Origin of the sequence: Syntrophobacter fumaroxidans MPOB, from assembly GCF_000014965.1 — a bacterium.
Taxonomy (GTDB): Bacteria; Desulfobacterota; Syntrophobacteria; order Syntrophobacterales; family Syntrophobacteraceae; genus Syntrophobacter; species Syntrophobacter fumaroxidans.
The window spans coordinates 3,584,875-3,601,968 of the sequence record NC_008554.1 but is presented as its reverse complement, the minus strand read 5'-3'; the positions used below and the strand labels follow the sequence as shown (position 1 = coordinate 3,601,968).

General features: G+C 58.0%; 14 protein-coding genes and 1 riboswitch. Of the genes, 12 read left to right on the top strand and 2 right to left on the bottom strand.

Features of this window, described 5'->3' with window-relative positions; genetic code table 11:
• The first annotated feature begins 20 nt into the window (after positions 1–20).
• The 3 genes from SFUM_RS15135 (at position 21) to SFUM_RS24220 (ending at position 4,221) form a co-directional block, all read left to right on the top strand.
• Positions 21–2,642, top strand: a complete 2,622-nt coding sequence (locus SFUM_RS15135) for a cohesin domain-containing protein (protein ID WP_011699757.1) — start codon at positions 21–23, stop codon at positions 2,640–2,642.
• Positions 2,643–3,416: 774 nt separating this feature from the next.
• Entirely contained in the window at positions 3,417–3,947 is a 531-nt protein-coding gene (locus tag SFUM_RS22970) for a DUF8758 domain-containing protein (protein ID WP_150109530.1), read from the top strand.
• Positions 3,889–4,221, top strand: coding sequence for a DUF8757 domain-containing protein (locus tag SFUM_RS24220; RefSeq protein ID WP_492226201.1), 333 nt, complete (start codon positions 3,889–3,891; stop codon positions 4,219–4,221). Before SFUM_RS22970 ends, SFUM_RS24220 begins: the two co-directional genes overlap by 59 nt.
• Here the strand turns inward: SFUM_RS24220 and SFUM_RS22605 are convergent.
• Positions 4,218–4,652, bottom strand: coding sequence for a DUF488 domain-containing protein (locus tag SFUM_RS22605; RefSeq protein WP_167321359.1), 435 nt, complete (start codon positions 4,650–4,652; stop codon positions 4,218–4,220). The two genes, SFUM_RS24220 and SFUM_RS22605, sit on opposite strands and share 4 nt — an antisense overlap.
• Positions 4,653–5,008: 356 nt before the next feature.
• Between SFUM_RS22605 and SFUM_RS23970 the strand changes: the two genes are divergently transcribed.
• From SFUM_RS23970 to SFUM_RS15110, 6 genes are all read left to right on the top strand, one after another.
• On the top strand, positions 5,009–5,134 hold the full coding sequence (locus tag SFUM_RS23970; protein WP_279614586.1) for a hypothetical protein: 126 nt from the start codon (positions 5,009–5,011) through the stop codon (positions 5,132–5,134).
• A gap of 587 nt (positions 5,135–5,721) precedes the next feature.
• Positions 5,722–6,969 (top strand): UDP-N-acetylglucosamine pyrophosphorylase, encoded by a 1,248-nt coding sequence (locus tag SFUM_RS15130; protein ID WP_011699755.1) that lies wholly within the window; start codon positions 5,722–5,724, stop codon positions 6,967–6,969.
• Between the two features lie 43 nt (positions 6,970–7,012).
• Positions 7,013–8,362: a phosphoglucosamine mutase gene (glmM, locus tag SFUM_RS15125; RefSeq protein WP_011699754.1), complete on the top strand. Its 1,350-nt coding sequence runs from the start codon at positions 7,013–7,015 to the stop codon at positions 8,360–8,362.
• Between the two features lie 94 nt (positions 8,363–8,456).
• Positions 8,457–9,479, top strand: coding sequence for a sugar phosphate isomerase family (locus SFUM_RS15120; RefSeq protein WP_011699753.1), 1,023 nt, complete (start codon positions 8,457–8,459; stop codon positions 9,477–9,479).
• A gap of 110 nt (positions 9,480–9,589) precedes the next feature.
• Positions 9,590–10,495: a hypothetical protein gene (locus SFUM_RS15115; protein WP_011699752.1), complete on the top strand. Its 906-nt coding sequence runs from the start codon at positions 9,590–9,592 to the stop codon at positions 10,493–10,495.
• Between the two features lie 85 nt (positions 10,496–10,580).
• A riboswitch (Fluoride riboswitch) is annotated at positions 10,581–10,647 on the top strand.
• 75 nt (positions 10,648–10,722) lie between these two features.
• Positions 10,723–12,540 carry a dynamin family protein gene (locus SFUM_RS15110; protein WP_011699751.1) on the top strand — a complete coding sequence of 606 codons (1,818 nt, stop codon included), beginning with the start codon at positions 10,723–10,725 and terminating at the stop codon, positions 12,538–12,540.
• Between the two features lie 545 nt (positions 12,541–13,085).
• On the opposite strand, the gene SFUM_RS15105 is transcribed toward SFUM_RS15110, so the two are convergent.
• On the bottom strand, positions 13,086–13,331 hold the full coding sequence (locus tag SFUM_RS15105; protein WP_011699750.1) for a hypothetical protein: 246 nt from the start codon (positions 13,329–13,331) through the stop codon (positions 13,086–13,088).
• Between the two features lie 525 nt (positions 13,332–13,856).
• Between SFUM_RS15105 and SFUM_RS15100 the strand changes: the two genes are divergently transcribed.
• The 3 genes from SFUM_RS15100 (at position 13,857) to SFUM_RS15085 (ending at position 16,945) form a co-directional block, all read left to right on the top strand.
• Complete coding sequence (locus tag SFUM_RS15100; protein WP_011699749.1) at positions 13,857–14,888, top strand: DctP family TRAP transporter solute-binding subunit; 1,032 nt, start codon at positions 13,857–13,859, stop codon at positions 14,886–14,888.
• A gap of 267 nt (positions 14,889–15,155) precedes the next feature.
• Positions 15,156–15,656 (top strand): TRAP transporter small permease, encoded by a 501-nt coding sequence (locus tag SFUM_RS15090; RefSeq protein ID WP_011699748.1) that lies wholly within the window; start codon positions 15,156–15,158, stop codon positions 15,654–15,656.
• Positions 15,656–16,945, top strand: coding sequence for a TRAP transporter large permease (locus SFUM_RS15085; RefSeq protein ID WP_011699747.1), 1,290 nt, complete (start codon positions 15,656–15,658; stop codon positions 16,943–16,945). The genes SFUM_RS15090 and SFUM_RS15085 overlap by 1 nt, the downstream gene beginning before the upstream one ends.
• Positions 16,946–17,094: the final 149 nt, after the last annotated feature.

The following is a 17,094-nucleotide window of genomic DNA, read 5'->3' as shown; positions in this document are numbered from 1 at the left end:
AGTCACGAGGGGGGAGACCGATGAAATCCATTGGTGTTATTCTCGTCATGCTCTGCTGCTGGGGAGGCGTGCTGAGCGCACCGATCCCGGCCGAGGCAGGTGAGGGCATGTGCTTCAGCTTCCCCGATCTTCGGGACAGGCCCGGCGCCAGGCTGAGCATGTGGCTTCAGGCATCGAACATGGATGCCGCTCTGGCCGTTGAGGCAACCGTGACCTACCCTGCGGACAAGCTCACCGCCGTTTCGGTTGCGAAAACCGGCTTTTCCGGCGACATGACCCTGGTTTCGAACCTGAATACTCCCGGTGAAATTCGTATCGCGATGGCGGGCGCCGGCGGGATTTCCGGAAACGGAGAGCTGTTCGAGATCACGTTCGATGCGACGTCCGAAGCCGGAGCTCACGCCGCCGTGCAACTTCAGGGCATCATTGTGAATGAGGTTGCTCACCCTGACTGCATCACTCACGGTTCCATCACCACCACCACGCCCGCGGTGTCCATCGGGGCTCCTTCGGCATCTATGACCAGAGCTGGGCCGGTAAGCTTCACGATCAGCTATGCGGATGTCGATACGATCAGCTTGAACGCGGCCGATGTCACCCTCAACAGGACCGGCACCGCCGACGGCGCCGTCCAGGTTGCGGGAGAGGGCATGGAAAACCGGACGATCACGATTGCGAGCATCACCGGCGACGGCACCCTGGGAATCAGCCTCGAGGCGGGCACGGCAAGCGATTCCGCCGGGAACGCGGTGGCGGCTGCGGGACCGAGCGCGACCTTTGATGTCCACGATCTCATCTTCACGATTACGGCCAGTGCCGGAACGGGAGGGTCCATCTCGCCGTCGGGAGCCGTGAGCGTCGACTACGGGGCGGACAAGACATTTCAAATCACACCCGCGGCAAACTATGAAATCGCCGACGTGCTGGTGGACGGGGTGTCCGTGGGGGCCGTTTCGAGCTACGCCTTTCACGCTGTCGCGGCGGATCACACGATCGAGGCCGCATTTGCGCGGATCAGGTACACCATCGCCGCAAGCGCCGGCGCCCACGGAACGATCGCTCCATCGGGGTTCGTGACCGTGAACCAGGGTGCCGACAAGACGTTCTCCCTGAAGGCCGAGACCGGCTATCACGTGAAGGACGTCCTGGTGGATGGGGTTTCCAAGGGGGCCGTGGCGTCCTATACCTTCACCAACGTCATGTGCAACCACACGATCGAGGGCAGTTTCGAGTCGAATGTGGCCATAGTGGTCGACAGGACGACGATCGCGGTTCGCGAAGGAGAGTCGGCGCAATTTCAGGTGAAGCTCAGCGAGCGGCCGCTCTCGGACGTGGTGGTCTTCGTTGCATGGACCGGCGGCGACACCGACGTCAATGTTCTGAGTGGAAGCCGCCTCACCTTCACCCCCGTCAACTGGAACAGCTATCAGCCCGTGCGGCTCACGGCGGTCCCGGATGAGGACATGCTCGGCGGGTCGGCGGTGATTTGCCTGAGCGCCGATTATGTCGCCCCGATCAAGGTGAGGGTCAAGGAAGTCGACCTTTGCCAGTGCCCATCGCTGCTTGCGCTGTCAGACCTCAACGGCAACGGATACCCGGAAATCGCTGTGTTGAAGAGGAATCCCGTGGCAGGAACCAGCCGTGTTTACATCAAGGATTCGGGGACGGGAGCGCTGGTCCGAACGGTCACCTTCACTTCAGGTTATGCGCCAAGAGGGTTGGCTTTGATTGACGATCCTGCCGGGCGTGCGCTGGCCATGCTCCAGGTCAATCCCGAGACGGGCGTTGTTCGGGTTGAGGTGAGAGATGCTTACACCGGGAAGCGGATCAGAAACGTGCCGTTCGATAAGACCTATTCTCCGAAAGCACTGGCGGTGCTCCCCGATTTCAACGGCGACGGCGCCTCGGAATTGGCGGTTTTGTGCGTCAGTCCGGCTACCGGCGGCGTCAAGGCACAGGTAAGAGCTTGTCAAACCGGCTTGCTTTTAAAGGATGTCGCGTTCGCCAGGGGCTATACGCCAAAAGGATTCGTGCCGATGCCGGACCTCAACAAGAATACCGCTCCGGAACTGGTGTTCCTGGGAGCGAGCCAAGCCGGCGGGAATATCCTGGCGCAGGTGAAAGACTCCCGAACCGGTTCGTTGATCAAGTCGGTTTCTTTCAACAAGGCGTACGTGCCGCAGGCGCTCTCCTCGGTGCCGGATGTCAATTCGAACGGCGTTCCCGAGCTTGCCGTCATCGGAAGATCGAGTGCCGGGGCCGTTGTTGCCCAGCTCAAAGACCCCGTGACGGGAGCTCTCGTCAAGACGGTGAAGTTCAGCAAGTCGGGTTCGGCCATGGGCGTTGCGGTGGTCCCGGATGCGGGGCAGCCGGGCGGTTCGAGGCTCGCAACGCTGCGTTTCAACGGCCTCCCGGGAAAGATGACGGTTGAGGAACGCGATCCGCTGACGGGTGCTTTGATCCGGAACATCCCCTTTACCCATCCCACTTTTCCCCTGGCGGTGGCAGCGTTGCCCGAGGCCGACGGCAGCGACGGTCCGGGCATTGCGGTATTGGGCATCCACAAAGCTTCCGGCCGGATGAGGGTGGAGATACGGGATGCATTGACCGGTATTTCGCTCAGGAGGTTCCTCGTTCCCTAATCGTGCCGGGATTGAGCGGGCGGACGCCCGGTCCTTCATGTGAGAGAAAGCCGGCCTCAGCGCCCGCGAGAGGAAACCGGCTGCGGGCAGGGGATTTCCGCGGCGTGAAGGGTCGTCCCTGAACCGTTTCCGGTGCGGCGGCCGCCAGCAAGAGATCGAATCCCCCGCGCAAGACGGCTCAGTCGCCGTTCCCGCACCCCGAGTCTCACGAGGGGTGTTTCCATGTCCTTGTAGGACAACAGATCGGGCGGGAACGGGGGAACATGCCCATGCCGGGTTTGCTCCGTAATGAGTTGGCGACGGCGGATCAGGTTGAAAGAAGAGGGTTTGGAGCGTTTCTCCAGGCCCTTTTCCATTATGCGAGGCCAGTCCGGCCGAAAAAGCAAAGGGCGGTGCGGCCCGTCGGCCTCTGCCTCCGGAGCGCGTGAGTCCTGACGGGAAGCGCTTCTCTTTTATCCTGCCTTATACGAGATGTTTTCGAAGATGGAAAATGTCTATGTAGAAATCCTCAAGAGGCACCTCAAATGAGTGGCCTGAAGAACGGCTCTGGATGATTCTGAATTTTTAATTTGAAATTCACGATTTTGCGATTATTATTTATGCTATCTTAAGCCCGAATTCTTCATGTGTTCCTGAATCTGATGCCTCTTATGGCTTGGACAGAGTTGGATACAGGCATAATGGACAAAACTATACCATAAAAGTAATTGAATTAATCTCCTAGTTTGATGGAAGAATAGCAAATGTTTTACATAGACATGGGATGATTATGGAATGTGGAAAGATCGTGAATTTCTTATTTGTGCAAAAACTTATCCAGAATATAGTTCGAAACACCTTGAAACTGTCTGCACAGCAGCAATCTTAAAAGATACTAAAGAGTTTATTAGACTTTATCCACTTCCTTACCGGTACTTGGTTGGAGATCAACAGTTTACAAAGTATCAGTGGGTTAAGGCTACTATCAAGAAAAATATGCAAGATAATCGACCAGAAAGTTATAAGATTAAAGCAAGTTCAATTAGAGTAGGAAACATATTGCCTCCAGGTAGAGACTGGACGTCGCGCAACCTTTGGATCTTGGCAAATCCCAAACATGTTTTCTCCTCACTTGAAGCTCTTCAAAGCAGACAGATAGAAGATGGAACTTCTATTGGATTGATCAAGCCTAGAAACATAGATGATTTTCATATCGAACCAAAGACTAAAGCAGAAATAAAAGAGGAGGAAGAAAAAAAAGAAAAACATTCTGGCTCAGCGCTCGTTCCTGATTGTCAAGAAAGAGCTCGATCTTATACCATATAGATTCCTATTATCATTCAAGTGTCAATCAAATGATTGCGCAGGACACAATATAAGTATTTTGGATTGGGAAATTGGACAATTATATAGGAATTTAATTAATAAGGGGATGGATTGGAAACAGAAAATCGAATCCAAAGTCTATCAAATATGTGAAGCACATCGAGATTTATATCTATTTATGGGAAATATGGCAGCAAGGCGGAAAACATTTTGTATTCTTGGATTCTACTATCCACCAAATATATCGGGCCTACAACTTAACATGTACAATTAGATAGAAAAAACAGTTAAGCAGTTACCACTAATAATTTGTATTTCTTCAGCTAAAAGTGTTCGATGGCACTTTTCAGGATCTTTTTCGAAACACATTAGAGCAACTGTGGAAGTTTTCACTAATTCACATAAATAAAAAAGCAATTGTTGTTTAGCTTCCAAGATTCGTTTGTATTTTCTTGAAAAAATTTTCTCATCATTTGTTTGCTTAAACTTATCACGGACATCCTTCGGTGTTCCAAGCTCTTTAAAATGTATATACCCTATCCCTTTTTTTGCAAGCTCTTCACACAAAATCCTTTTCGAAAACCCTTGTTTCCTACTGATTGGATTGAATCGAATATCCGCAACAATTGAGATATTGTTTTTGCTTAGATTATTAATAAACTCTCGAATTGTCAACCCCTCATACCCTATAGTGTAAAGGTCCATATGTTCCCCAGCACTTCGTTTGACGTATGCCGAATTATACATTTTCGTTACTCGAATTTTCTAGTCCACTCATTCCAGCCTGTCAATTCAATTTTGCTCGATATAGGTCCTGCAGAGTTCCTCAGTCTTGATTCCCCTGCCCACCCCCTGTCCGCCGCATGGTACGGGACGGTATCGTGTTGCTTCAGATGTTGCCCCCCACGGAATTCCATTCCGACAGGGATTCCACCTTCAGGCGGAAACGACCGAGCGAACGGAGCGGAAATAGCAGAGAAGTTTGTGGGCCACGCAAATCGAGTTGGCTTCGATCGGTCAATTATGATATGTCACATGCTCGAATGGGTGCGCGATATAAGATGGAATCGCCAACGATCGGCGAAGGCTCCGGCGACGCCCGCGAGCAGGGTGAGCCGGGATGCCGGGGCAGTCCCGGCGACTGCATCGAGCGGGACGGCAACCGGTCCCAGGTCCCCATGACCTGAAGACGTACCGAACGACACTCAACGCCCATGAGGGGTCTCTTCCCTCCGGCCGTCTTTTCGGGTCGCTGTTGGCCCGGTATCTCAACAACGCTTACGGTCCAAATCATGGAACCCGGGATGCCGCTAGTCCGTCGGCGACTTCATGAGCGGAGTTGTCGCGGGCTTGCGAAATGAAGGGGCGGAAAGCCTCCCCCTGGAATTTTCCGCAACGTGGTGTTTGAGCGTGTGATACGGATTTACCTAGAAAATAGATTCCCGGGTGAGTCTGTTTTCATGCTTCGCGGGTGTCGCAGAGGGCATGGATAATTGCGTTCAAAATGATACTCTAAAAGCGTGGGGGACGTATCCCCCACACCCTCTCGCCGCTTCGCGGCTCCGTGTGGCGCTGCGGCGGCGGCCTTCGGCCAGTCGCCGACAGCGCCGAGCACTCGGCCTCACGCGCTTGCGCGTGTGGCTGAAACTTGGGGGGTGCGGGGGAATCATTCCCCCGCTCTTTTGTGCTTGAAAGATCCCTCTTGAACGCAACTTCGTGTGAATCGTCGCGCCGCGATTCATGCCATGGACCGGTCGTGTGAATGGAGGTGGTGATGGAGCTCAGGCCTGCGAGTCATCGGAAGATTTCGGACCTTATCGGTAAAGGAGTCGATATTCCCAATCCGCTGACACTCGATATCGGGGATGAAGTCCCGGTGGAGAACATTTCCGGCAAAGGCGTCAAGATCTACCCCGGATGCCGCATCTACGGCAAGTCCACTGTCATTGCGGAGGGAGCCCGGATCGGAGCGGAAGGTCCGGTGACCATCGACAATTGCCAGATCGGCCCCCAGGTCGAGCTCAAGGGCGGTTATTTCAAGGGGTCCGTCTTCCTTGAAAAAGCCAATATGGCTTTGGGAGCGCATGTCCGCGAGGGCTGCATTCTCGAGGAGGAGGCGAACGGCGCTCATTGCGTGGGCCTCAAACAGACCATCCTCTTTCCCTTCGTGACCCTCGGAAGCCTGATCAATTTCTGCGACTGCCTCATGGCGGGAGGGACGAGCCGCAAAGACCACAGCGAAGTCGGAAGCTCATACATTCACTTCAACTACACGCCGGATGGAAACAAAACGACCCCTTCGCTCATCGGGGACGTGCCGAGAGGGGTCATGTTGAATCAGCCCGCCATCTTTCTCGGGGGCCAGGGCGGGATGGTGGGGCCCCTGCGGTTGGGCTTCGGGAATGTGGCCGTGGCGGGGACGGTATTGCGCAAAGACACCCCGGAGGACCGAAAGATCATTACCGGCGAGACTTACGGAGCGGCCGTCCGGGACTACGAACCTCACGCCTACCGCCAACTCCCGCGTATCCTCAGAAACAACCTGATCTACCTGGCAAACCTCGCGGCGCTCGAATCCTGGTACGAGCACGCGCGCAAGCCGTTCTTCTCGACCATGGAGTTTGGCGACCTCCTCTACCGGGGTGTGCTCGACAAATTGGCGCTTGCCAGGAAGGAGCGCACCGGCAGGCTCATCGCGCTGGCCGAAAAAGTCCCCGGCACCCATGAGAAGTGCGGGTGCGGGGCGGGTCCGGCAAAGCAAGCCTGTGAATTGCACGACAACATCGGCAGAGTGTGCGGGCTTTTCAGCGAGAACCTCCGGGACGGCAAAGAAGCGGAGTTCCGGGACCGTTTTCTGGGCGCCTTCGAGAAATGTCGCCGGGACCTCGACGGGAACTATATCCAACACATAAAGGCCTTGCCCGCGGAGGTTTCGCAGGATGGAATCAGGTGGCTTCAGCGGATAGTCGACGACTTGTGCCGGAAGGCGGGGGCACTCCTTCCATCTTTCGGTCTTTTTTAAGAAATTCTAAGGGATTGCACCATTGACGAGCGGAGGATAAAGCATGGGTACTTTGTTCGGCACGGACGGCATCAGGGGGGTGGCAAACCGGTATCCGATGGATGCCCCGATGGCTTTCGCGGTCGGCCAGGCCGTCACCTACGTCCTGAAAAAGGAGAAACACCGTACGCGAATCATCATCGGAAAGGACACGCGCATATCGGGCTACATGCTCGAGAGCGCGCTCCTGGCAGGGATCACCTCCATGGGCGGGAACCCTTATCTCGTCGGCGTTCTGCCCACTCCGGGCATTGCGTTCATCACGGAGAGCATGCGCGCGGACGCCGGGATCGTCATCTCCGCCTCGCACAATCCCTATCAGGACAACGGCATCAAGATATTCGGCGGAAACGGGTTCAAGCTGTCCGATGAGCAGGAAGAGGTGATCGAAAACCTCGTCCTCGACGGAAAACTTGCCGACAAGGTTCCTCCCGTCGACCGCATGGGACAGGCGCATCGCATCGACGACGTGCTCGGCCGCTATATCGTGTTTCTGAAGAACACCTTTCCACGGGAGCTGTCCATGGAAGGGATGAAAATCGTCATGGATACCGCCAACGGCGCGACCTACAGGGTGGCTCCCGAGAGCTTCACGGAGCTCGGGGCCGATCTGGACGTGATCCACAACGCGCCCAACGGGATCAATATCAACGCCGCGTGCGGCTCGCAGCACACCGAGGATCTCAGGAAACGCGTGGTCGAGAAGGGGGCCGCCATAGGGCTCGCCTTCGACGGCGACGGCGACCGCCTGATCGCCGTGGATGAACAGGGCCGTGAAATCACCGGCGACCAGATACTGATCATCTGTGGAAAAATGCTCAAGGGAAAAGGCCGTCTCAAAAACGACCTGCTGGTGAGCACCGTCATGAGCAACCTCGGGCTGACCGTGGCCTGCAAGAAGTACGGGTTCAGGCAGCACGCCGCCAAGGTGGGAGATCGTTACGTGCTGGAAGACATGCAGCGGCTGGGCAGCGTTCTGGGAGGCGAGGAATCGGGCCACGTGATCTTCCTCGATCACCACACGACCGGTGACGGCATCCTGACGGCCATACAGCTCATCGCGGCCATGCTGGAATCCGGAAAACCCCTCTCGGAGCTCGCTCGGTTGATGGATGTTTTCCCGCAGAAGCTGATCAACATCGATGTGAAGAGTAAACCGGACATCTCGACGCTGCCGCAGGTGGTCCAGGCCGTCAAGGACGTGGAGTCGGCGCTGGGCGATCAGGGTCGCGTGCTGGTGCGCTATTCCGGCACCCAGAACATGTGCCGGGTGATGGTCGAGGGGCCGAGCGACGAAATCACCCTGAAGTATTGCCGGCAGATCGCCGATGTGGTGAAAGCCGCAATAGGGTAGGCAGGGGGGCGCATCCCCGGGGTTCGACCCCTTTATCGTGGATAAAACAGGAGCATCGCTCACCAGGAATTCATCCGACGCAGAGGAATCGCACATGGCGTTGAAAATATACGTGACAAGCGACTGGGACCAAATGAGCCAGGTGGCCGCCGATCTGATCGAAGCCGATATCAGGCGCAAGCAGGCCGTCAAGGATGAATACGTGCTCGGCCTCGCCACGGGGAATTCTCCCACCGGCGTTTACAAGCACCTCGCCAAGGCGTTCAATGCGGGACGGATCGGCTCCCGCGGAATTCGAACCTTCAACCTGGACGAATACGTGGGGCTCCCCGGCGAGAACGCGCAGCAGCGGGCCATGCACTGCGAGTCCTATTCCTATTTCATGATTGCGGAGTTTTTCGGTCTCCTCCAGGAGAAATTCAGCGAAACCAATGTGCCGTGGGGAACCCTGGTCGATCAGGAAAAGCTGGTCAAGGCCCTCGAGGAGCACCCGGACTGCTACGAATTGCAGGGTGCGGACAAGGGCAAGGCCGTTGTCATCCGGGATCGCGCTCAAGGGTATCTCAAAACGATCCGCGAAGAAATCCTCGATGCCTACTGGAAGAAGATCGACGCCTGCGGGGGGATCGACCTCCAGGTCATCGGGGTGGGTGGACGGGGCCATGTGGCGTTCCATGAAAGCGGCATTCCCTTCGACGGCAACAAGGTCATGCTGGTGAAGCTGGACGAGAACACCGTTTCCAACGCGGTGGAAGACGGACACTTCGACACCAGGGAGGAAAGCCCCTGGTATGCGGTTTCCATGGGCGCCGAACAGGTTTACAAGGCTCGAACGGTGGTGCTCGTGGCCAATGGAGCCCGGAAGACCGGCCCGGTGACCGAGGCGATCCTGGGAACGGCGACTTCGGACGTCCCCATCAGCTACGGGCAGAAGTACGCGGCTGAGGGCGGAAACATGGTCTACGTTCTCGACGAGATTGCCGCCGCTCAATTGCTCAAGGCGAAACCGGAACTGCAGGCGAAGGGATATGAGTTGGTCGATATGCGCGGCACTCCATACGAGACGGTCCAGTCTTTGACTTTCGCGCGCAATCCCGAGACCGGGCGCCTCGGATGATTTTCGACCCAATCCAACTGACGCGGGCGGCTTCGAGCCGCTCGTTTCTTTTGAGACCTTGTCCCCGGCGGGAATGAGCGACTTCCTCCGGCGTTCGATCGGATCAGGATATGGAAGATAAGCTTCTCCGACTCATCGAAGAAAAAGGCCCTCTCACGGGATCGGAAATACTCGAAACGCTGCGCGGGACGTCTCTTGCGCTCTGGAAGACCTGCTGCCTTTCGGCGCGGTTGCAGGTCCGTGTTCTGGGCTCCCGGTACCTGCGACTGGACAGGAGGGTCGAGGGCTTCGCAAGACTCTCGCCCTCGATTCTCAGGGAGTTCATGACCTACACCGTGGTGGGGCTTGCGGGGAACGCAGAGGCCCTGGATCGCAGGGCGGACGCGATCATCGGGCACATTCGGGAGGTGAGCCGCGCAAAGCTCGCCCTGGCCCAAAGAATTGTCGGCGATCTGCAAAACAGGCTCGCGGAACGTTGGCCGCGTGAGGGCCGGGTATGTTTCATCATCGCCGGAGACATCGTCTACGACATGGCTCATGATGTTCCACGTCCCGAGCAGAGCATCGGTGAAATGGTCAACGGCTCCGACATCGACCTGGTCGTGGTGTCGGACGACGGCATATCGGAGGGGTTTCTCAAGGAGCTCGACGCCGCGATTTACAAGGAGAAATATTACACCCTCATTGCACCCAGCGTCAGGGAGGAGATCGACTACGTCGTGAAGAACATGGAACGGGTCAGGGAGCAGATGCTCTTCGATACGTTCAAGAGGATGGTTGCCTGCAAAATACTCCAGGAGGGCATGCTGCTTGCGGGAAGCCGGCCCCTGTTTGATGAGATCAAAGGCATGCTGACCGCCCGGGGAGTCACGGCAAAGCTGAAGGAAATGGAGGCCGAGGCCGGGACGTTCAGGCGGAACGCGCGGGAATATCTCCTGAATACCGATTCATCCCGCATTTCGAGAGACGACCTGAATCTTTTCTACACCACCGAGGAGTCCGAGGAATTCGAATGAACCTCCGGGCAGCGCTTACCGCCGCCCGGGTCAAACCGCCGGTCGCCAGGCTTGACGTATGGTGTGCCCGCTGGTATTTATAACCTTGAATTGCGGCGATGAAGTTCGCCCTGAACCGCCCCGGGCCAGGGGATGATGACTTCTACTTCGAATCATGGAGTGGAAGTCTTTTTTTTTAACTTGCCGCCGGTTCCCGAGATTTCAGCTCAACACAGGGGAGGCACACGATGTTCGACTATGCCCGGATGCGCGATGATCTTTGTGAAGTGGCCGAACGCCTGGACAGCGCGGTGCGTGAAGAGACGGTGCGGCACCTCGACGCCCTGAGAGCGAAGCTCCGGGAGGAGGCGTTCAACCTGGTAGTCCTCGGCCAGTTCAAGCGAGGGAAATCCACGTTCATCAACGCGCTGCTCGGCGCGAACATCCTTCCCACCGCCATTGTGCCCCTCACTTCCGTCGTGACCATCCTACGATTCGGCCCGGAGCTCAAGGTGGAAGTCCGTTTTCTCAATGAGAGCCGGGTGGAAATCAATCTATCGGAGCTTCCCGCCCACATTACCGAACGCGAAGACCCGGAAAACCGCAAAGGCGTGAAAGAGGTCACCGTTTACTATCCCTCCGAGTACCTGAGAGGAGGAGTCCGCATCATCGACACTCCGGGAGCGGGTTCGGTCTACGCCCACAACACCGACGTGGCCTACAATTTCCTGCCCCAGGTGGATGCGGGAGTCTTTGTCGTATCCGCCGACCCGCCCCTGTCCGGCAGTGAACACCGGTTTCTCAAAGACGTGCGCGGCTATGTCGACAAGCTTTTCTTCGTGTTGAACAAGATCGACCAGGTGAGCGAGGATGAGCGCAAGGAGGCTTTGGACTTCACCGTCCGTATCCTCGAGGACGATATCGGAGAAGGGAAAGTGAAGATCTACCCGGTCTCGGCCCGCTGGGCGCTGGAAGGCAAGAAAACGGGCGACGGCGGCCTGCTTGAAAGGAGCCTTCTCCCCTATTTCGAGAAACAGTTGCAGGAGTTTCTGGTTCATGAAAAGGGGCGGGTCCTTTTGCAGTCCGCGGTCAACACCCTGATGAAGCTGATGTCCGATGAAACCATCTCGTTTCAGCTCGAACAGGAAGCCATCAAGCTGCCCCTGCAGCAGCTCACGGGGAAGATCAATCAGTTCGAAACCGAAATGCGAACGATCGAGAAAGACCGGGAAAACAACCGCTACCTCTTGAAAGGCGGCCTCGGCAGGATTGTCTCCGGTCTGGACGAAAGAATCGCCGAGTTCAGGAAAGAACAGGTTCCCGCGCTGCAGACCAGGATGGAGAAGGAATATGAACGGCTCGCGAACGGCCGGACCGGCGGTTTGCGCGACAACCTCGAGAAGGCCGTTTTTGAAGATATCCGTGCGACCTTCAACGGCTGGCGCGGGCAACTCACCGAGAATCTTTCCCTGCAGCTGGAGGCGGCGCACCGGGAATTCGCCTCCCGCGTCAACGAGCTTATCGAACGCATTCTGACGCTCACGAGCAGCATCTTTGAGCTGAAGCTGCAACCGTTCACTTCCGTCGAGGGCCTGAGCAGGAAGAGCGATTTCTACTTTCTTCTGAAAGACGATCCGGTGGGGCTCGAGCTGATACAGATCGCCGTGACCTCGGCATTGCCCGGGTTCGTCGCAAAAAAGCTGATCTTCAAGAACATGAGGACGGCGGTGGCGGAACTCGTGGACAGGCATTGCGGGAGAGTGCGCTACGACCTGGTCAACCGGATGACTCAAGCCGTCAAGGATTTCGAGAATGCCTTGAATTCAAAGCTCGACTCCACGCTCGAAGGAATCCGCATCTCGTTTCAAAAGGCCCTGGCACTGCACGAGAGCGGCAAAACCAACGCGGACAAGAGCCTTGGCGATCTTTCCAGGAAGCTGGACTCGCTTTCGGGGATTCAGGATGCGCTTCGGTCCTATTCGATGGTGTTGGACGGAGGGGACAAGGCTGATGTGTTTTCGTCTCGCCGGGAATCATCGGGAAGGGGCATGTCAAACCCGGGTTGAGCGACTCAGAGGCTCAAAGCGCTGATTCGGGCGGGTCCAAAGCCCGTTCCTCGCCCGAAAGGCCGACCAACCTGTCGGTCGGCCGGGGTGTGTCCACACCTGCGGTGAATCGTGTGCCTCCCGCCCTGTGCACCGGATCGCTCCATTCATACGAAGTTGCGTGCAAGATGGATCTTTCAAGCACAAAAGCGCGGGGGAATGACTCCCCCGCACCCCCCAAGTTTCGGCCACACGCGCAAGCGCGTGAGGCCGAGTGCTCGGCGCTGGCGGCGACTGGCCGAAGGCCGCCGCCGCAGCGCCACACGGAGCCGCGAAGCGGCGAGGGGGTGTGGGGGATACGTCCCCCACGCTTTTAGAGTATCATTTTGAACGCAATTATCCATGCCCCCTGCGACACCCGCGAAGCATGAAAACAGACTCCCGAGGGAGTCTATTTTCTAGGTAAATCCGTATCAGGTAAAGGCCGGTCGGCTTGATGCCGGACGGCCGCTTGCCAAAGCGCGACGGGGTAACCCGCATGCAAGCACCGGCAGACGCTTCGTCGACTATATGGTCGGCAGCTTTCCGCTGCGCTCGTACGTTTTCCAGTCTTTCCTGCTGATCAGCCGAACCTTCCCTTCGCGGCACTGCGGACACCCCTGGTACTGGCCGTCCCTGGATTGCCGCCACATGGTGTAGAGCATGCCCGGCAGGATGAAACAGCACCAGAGGGTGATTTCGAGCTTTCGGGAACCCTTGGCGATGGCCGCGCTCTCTCCGACGTAATTGCATGACGGGCAGACAATCTTCATGTTGCTCCTTTTATCGTTAAGAGAAATCGACCGCTCCCTATAAATCTTTTTCCCCGCGTTGGCAACTTTTTTGTGTGTTTTTTTTGTGTGCTTCTCCTGGGCGCTCCGCCCATGAAGAACGGCCGGCGCGCATCTTTGGAGCCGACCCGTTCGGGGAACCCCCCGGCGCGGGTTCGGTGCGGCGCGTAGGGAAGAAACGGGCCGGCGGAAAACAAACGGATGGAAAACGCCGCCGGTCGCGAGTCCCGGGGAGAAGCCGGAGCCTTGACGAAGGCAGGGGGAGACGCCGGGCATCGCTCGCGCAATGCCGCTCCTCCCGGGAATGCGGGAGTTGTTGAGCGCCCGGGACCGGGCGGCGTCTCTGCCGCGCGAGGAGCAATGCCCCGCCGGATTTCCCCGTCCACAAAACGCTTGACAGTGTCGGACCCCTCTAATATCGTTTTTCGTTGTCTGATCACAATATTGTTTAATTCCCTTTTCTTAGGCGAACTTCACATAAACCGGCGTTGATTGGAGGAGACAGTTATGAAAAGAGTGTTGGGGGTACTTTTCGTTCTCGTGGCCATCGTGGCCTTCGGCTTTGCCCAGGCGGTTCAGGCGGCGGATTACAAGGCGGAATACAAGCTTTCCACGGTCCTGGGCAAGCCTTTTCCGTGGGGGGTGGCCGGCGAGCGCTGGGTCGAGCTGATCAAGGAAAAGACGAACGGCCGGATCAACGTCAAGTTGTATCCGGGCACCAGCCTGGTGGGCGGGGACCAGACCAAGGAGTTCACCGCCATCCGGCAGGGAGCCATCGACCTGGCCATCGGTTCCACCATCAACTGGTCGCCCCAGGTGCAACAGCTGAATATCTTTGCCATGCCGTTCCTGATGCCGGACTACAAGGCCATCGACGCCCTCACCGGAGGGGAGGTCGGCAAGGAGTTGTTCAAGATCCTGGAAGGCAAGGACGTGGTTCCGCTGGCGTGGGGTGAGAACGGATTCCGGGAGCTCAGCAACTCCAAGGTTTCCATCCGCAAGCCTTCGGACCTCAAGGGCCTGAAGATCAGGGTGGTCGGCTCGCCGCTCTTCCTGGAAACGTTTACCGCCCTCGGCGCCAACCCCACGCAGATGAGCTGGGCCGATGCGGTGCCCGCCCTTTCCAGCGGCGCCGTGGACGGGCAGGAAAACCCCCTGACGGTTTACATGGCGGCGAAGCTTCACAGTGCCGCGAACCAGAAAAACCTCACCCTTTGGGGGTACGTGGCCGATCCGCTGATTTTCGTCGTGAACAAGGAAGTGTGGAACAGTTGGACGCCGGAGGACCGGAAGGCCGTGAGTGAGGCCGCGCTGCAGGCGGGCAGGGAAAACATCGAGCTGGCGCGCAAGGGGCTGGTGGCCCCCGACGAGAGCCTGACCAGGGAGATCGAGGGGCTCGGCGTCACGGTGGTCAAGCTGACGGAGGCCGAAAAGGCGGAATTCAGGAAGGCCACCCGGGACGTTTACGACAAATGGGCCAAGCAGATCGGTGCGGAATTGGTCAAGAAAGCCGAGGCGGCCATAGCGGGCCGCAAGTAGTCGTGCGTCGTTGTCCATGCGCGCGCGTCCGGGCGGGCATGGACGTCGTGTTGTCGCGTGATTGTCACGAAGGACGCGTGCAAGAAGAGATGGAGCGCCGCTCTTCCTCCGGGCCCTTCGCAGTGCATTTTGCTGCACGGGATGAATTCAGGCCGCTTTCTGATCGGCTCGAAGGCGTGCATCCGCCGCAAGCTCCGGTGCACGCCTTTCCCGTTCGTTGATGCGCTCCTGTTTCCCCACCCCTGATGCCGGAGAGAGAGAAGAACCATGGAATGCAACCCTCCCGGGGACATGAACCGGCCCCGCACAAAAATCCCACTCAAAATTGAAGAAAACGTCGCGGGAATCATCCTGGGGCTCCTGGCGTTCATTACGTTCGCGAACGTCGTGGTGCGCTACCTGACCAACTTCTCGTTCGCTTTCACGGAGGAGTTTTCCATCTTCCTCATGGTGGCCATGGCCCTGCTGGGGAGCTCCAGCCTGATGGCCAAGAGCGGGCACCTCAACATCACGTACTTCGTGGACTTCCTGTCTCCCGGCAAGCGCAGGGCGGTCGTCATGGGCGCCACTGCCGTGACGGCTTTCACCTTCTTGCTTCTGGCGATCCTGGGGGGGCGAATGGCCTGGGATGAATACCGGTTCGAAGTGACGTCGCCGGGGTTGGGGATTCCCACATGGGTCTACACCATGTGGCTTCCGATACTTTCCGCGGCGATCACCGGGCGCGCCATAGGCGTGATCATTCGTCTCCGGAGGGAGAAAAGCTGATGTCGGCGTTCATTCTCTTCGGGGCTTTCCTGTTTCTGTTGTTTTGCAGCGTGCCCATCGCCGCTTCACTGGGGCTTGCGGGGATCTTTGCCATCGCGGAGGCGAAGCTCGGAATCATGGCGGTTCCGACCAACGTGTACACGGGAATCGCCAAGTACCCGCTCCTGGCGGTGCCCATGTTCGTGCTGGCGGGAGCGATTTTCGACCGGTCGGGCGTCGCGGAGAGGCTCCTGCGCTTCGCGAGGTCCATCATCGGCCATGGCCGGGGGTCGCTTGCGGTCATCACGATCTTTGTCGCCATGATCATCGGCGGCATTTCGGGTTCCGGGCCGGCCTGCACGGCCGCGGTGGGAGGCGTGATGCTCGCCGCCATGATGCGCGAGGGGTACCCTCCGGCATTCGCCGCCTCCGTTACTGCAGCCGCGGGCTCCACGGACATCCTCATTCCGCCGTCCGTGGCTTTCATCATTTACAGCGTGCTGGTCCCCTCCGCCACCGTACCCGCACTGTTCGTGGGCGGGGTCGTGCCGGGAGTGCTCGCCTGCGTCATGCTCGTTATCCCGGCGCTCTTTCTCAGCATTCGCCATGATTTCGGAGGCCGGGAGACGGACGAGGCAAGGCCCGAGGTCTGGAAGTCCCTCAAGGAGGCCTTCTGGGCGCTCATGGCTCCGATCGTCATCCTGGGCGGCATGCGGACGGGATGGTTCACTCCGACGGAGGCGGCCGTGGTGGCCGTGGTCTACGGGTTGGTCATCGGCGCCTTCGTTTATCGCACCCTGACGCTGCGCGACATCCATGAGCTCCTCATCGAATCCGCCGAAACGTCGGCGGTGATCCTGATCGTCGTCGGCCTGGCCGGTGTTTTCGCCTGGGCCGCGAGCACCATCGGCATCGTCGACCCCATTTCGAAGTGGCTGGTCAATCTTGGGGGAGGCAGCGAGACCGCCGTCATCGTGATTCTCATGGTGTTCCTGACGATTGTGGGGATGTTCCTGGACGGGATTTCCATCTTTCTTATCTTCTGTCCCATCCTGGTTCCCGTCGCTCAGGGCTTCCACTGGGACCTGGTGTGGTTCGGCGTGCTGATGACTTACGTCATCGCGATAGGACAATTCACTCCACCCATGGCCGTCAACCTCATGGTGAGCTGCAAATTGACCGGCGCCCGCATGGAGGATACCGTGCCGTGGGTCGTCTGGCTTCTGCTGTTCATGTTCGCGGGGCTGCTGCTCCTGATCGTCTTCCCCCAGACGGTGCTCTGGCTGCCCAACGTCCTTGGTTTTTCATGAATCCGGAGGAGCCCCGGCGGGGCCGACGCATCCAGCGGCCAAATCGGCGGAGCGCATCGAGAATGGTGCGTCTGCCGGAGGCGGACGGCCTGGCATGTCGCGGACCGGTCGAAGCGCCGGCCACGCGCTTTCCTCCCTGCGTCTCGCCG

What these genes read in the sequence shown, in the direction of transcription:
- SFUM_RS15115 (WP_011699752.1), top strand. Translation starts at nt 9,590, where the DNA reads ATGGAAGATAAGCTTCTCCGACTCATCGAAGAAAAAGGCCCTCTCACG.
- SFUM_RS15120 (WP_011699753.1), top strand. Translation starts at nt 8,457, where the DNA reads ATGGCGTTGAAAATATACGTGACAAGCGACTGGGACCAAATGAGCCAG.
- SFUM_RS15090 (WP_011699748.1), top strand. Translation starts at nt 15,156, where the DNA reads ATGGAATGCAACCCTCCCGGGGACATGAACCGGCCCCGCACAAAAATC.
- SFUM_RS15105 (WP_011699750.1), bottom strand. Translation starts at nt 13,331, where the DNA reads ATGAAGATTGTCTGCCCGTCATGCAATTACGTCGGAGAGAGCGCGGCC.
- SFUM_RS15085 (WP_011699747.1), top strand. Translation starts at nt 15,656, where the DNA reads ATGTCGGCGTTCATTCTCTTCGGGGCTTTCCTGTTTCTGTTGTTTTGC.
- SFUM_RS22970 (WP_150109530.1), top strand. Translation starts at nt 3,417, where the DNA reads ATGTGGAAAGATCGTGAATTTCTTATTTGTGCAAAAACTTATCCAGAA.
- SFUM_RS15130 (WP_011699755.1), top strand. Translation starts at nt 5,722, where the DNA reads ATGGAGCTCAGGCCTGCGAGTCATCGGAAGATTTCGGACCTTATCGGT.
- SFUM_RS23970 (WP_279614586.1), top strand. Translation starts at nt 5,009, where the DNA reads ATGGAATCGCCAACGATCGGCGAAGGCTCCGGCGACGCCCGCGAGCAG.
- SFUM_RS22605 (WP_167321359.1), bottom strand. Translation starts at nt 4,652, where the DNA reads ATGGACCTTTACACTATAGGGTATGAGGGGTTGACAATTCGAGAGTTT.
- SFUM_RS15100 (WP_011699749.1), top strand. Translation starts at nt 13,857, where the DNA reads ATGAAAAGAGTGTTGGGGGTACTTTTCGTTCTCGTGGCCATCGTGGCC.
- glmM (WP_011699754.1), top strand. Translation starts at nt 7,013, where the DNA reads ATGGGTACTTTGTTCGGCACGGACGGCATCAGGGGGGTGGCAAACCGG.
- SFUM_RS15110 (WP_011699751.1), top strand. Translation starts at nt 10,723, where the DNA reads ATGTTCGACTATGCCCGGATGCGCGATGATCTTTGTGAAGTGGCCGAA.
- SFUM_RS15135 (WP_011699757.1), top strand. Translation starts at nt 21, where the DNA reads ATGAAATCCATTGGTGTTATTCTCGTCATGCTCTGCTGCTGGGGAGGC.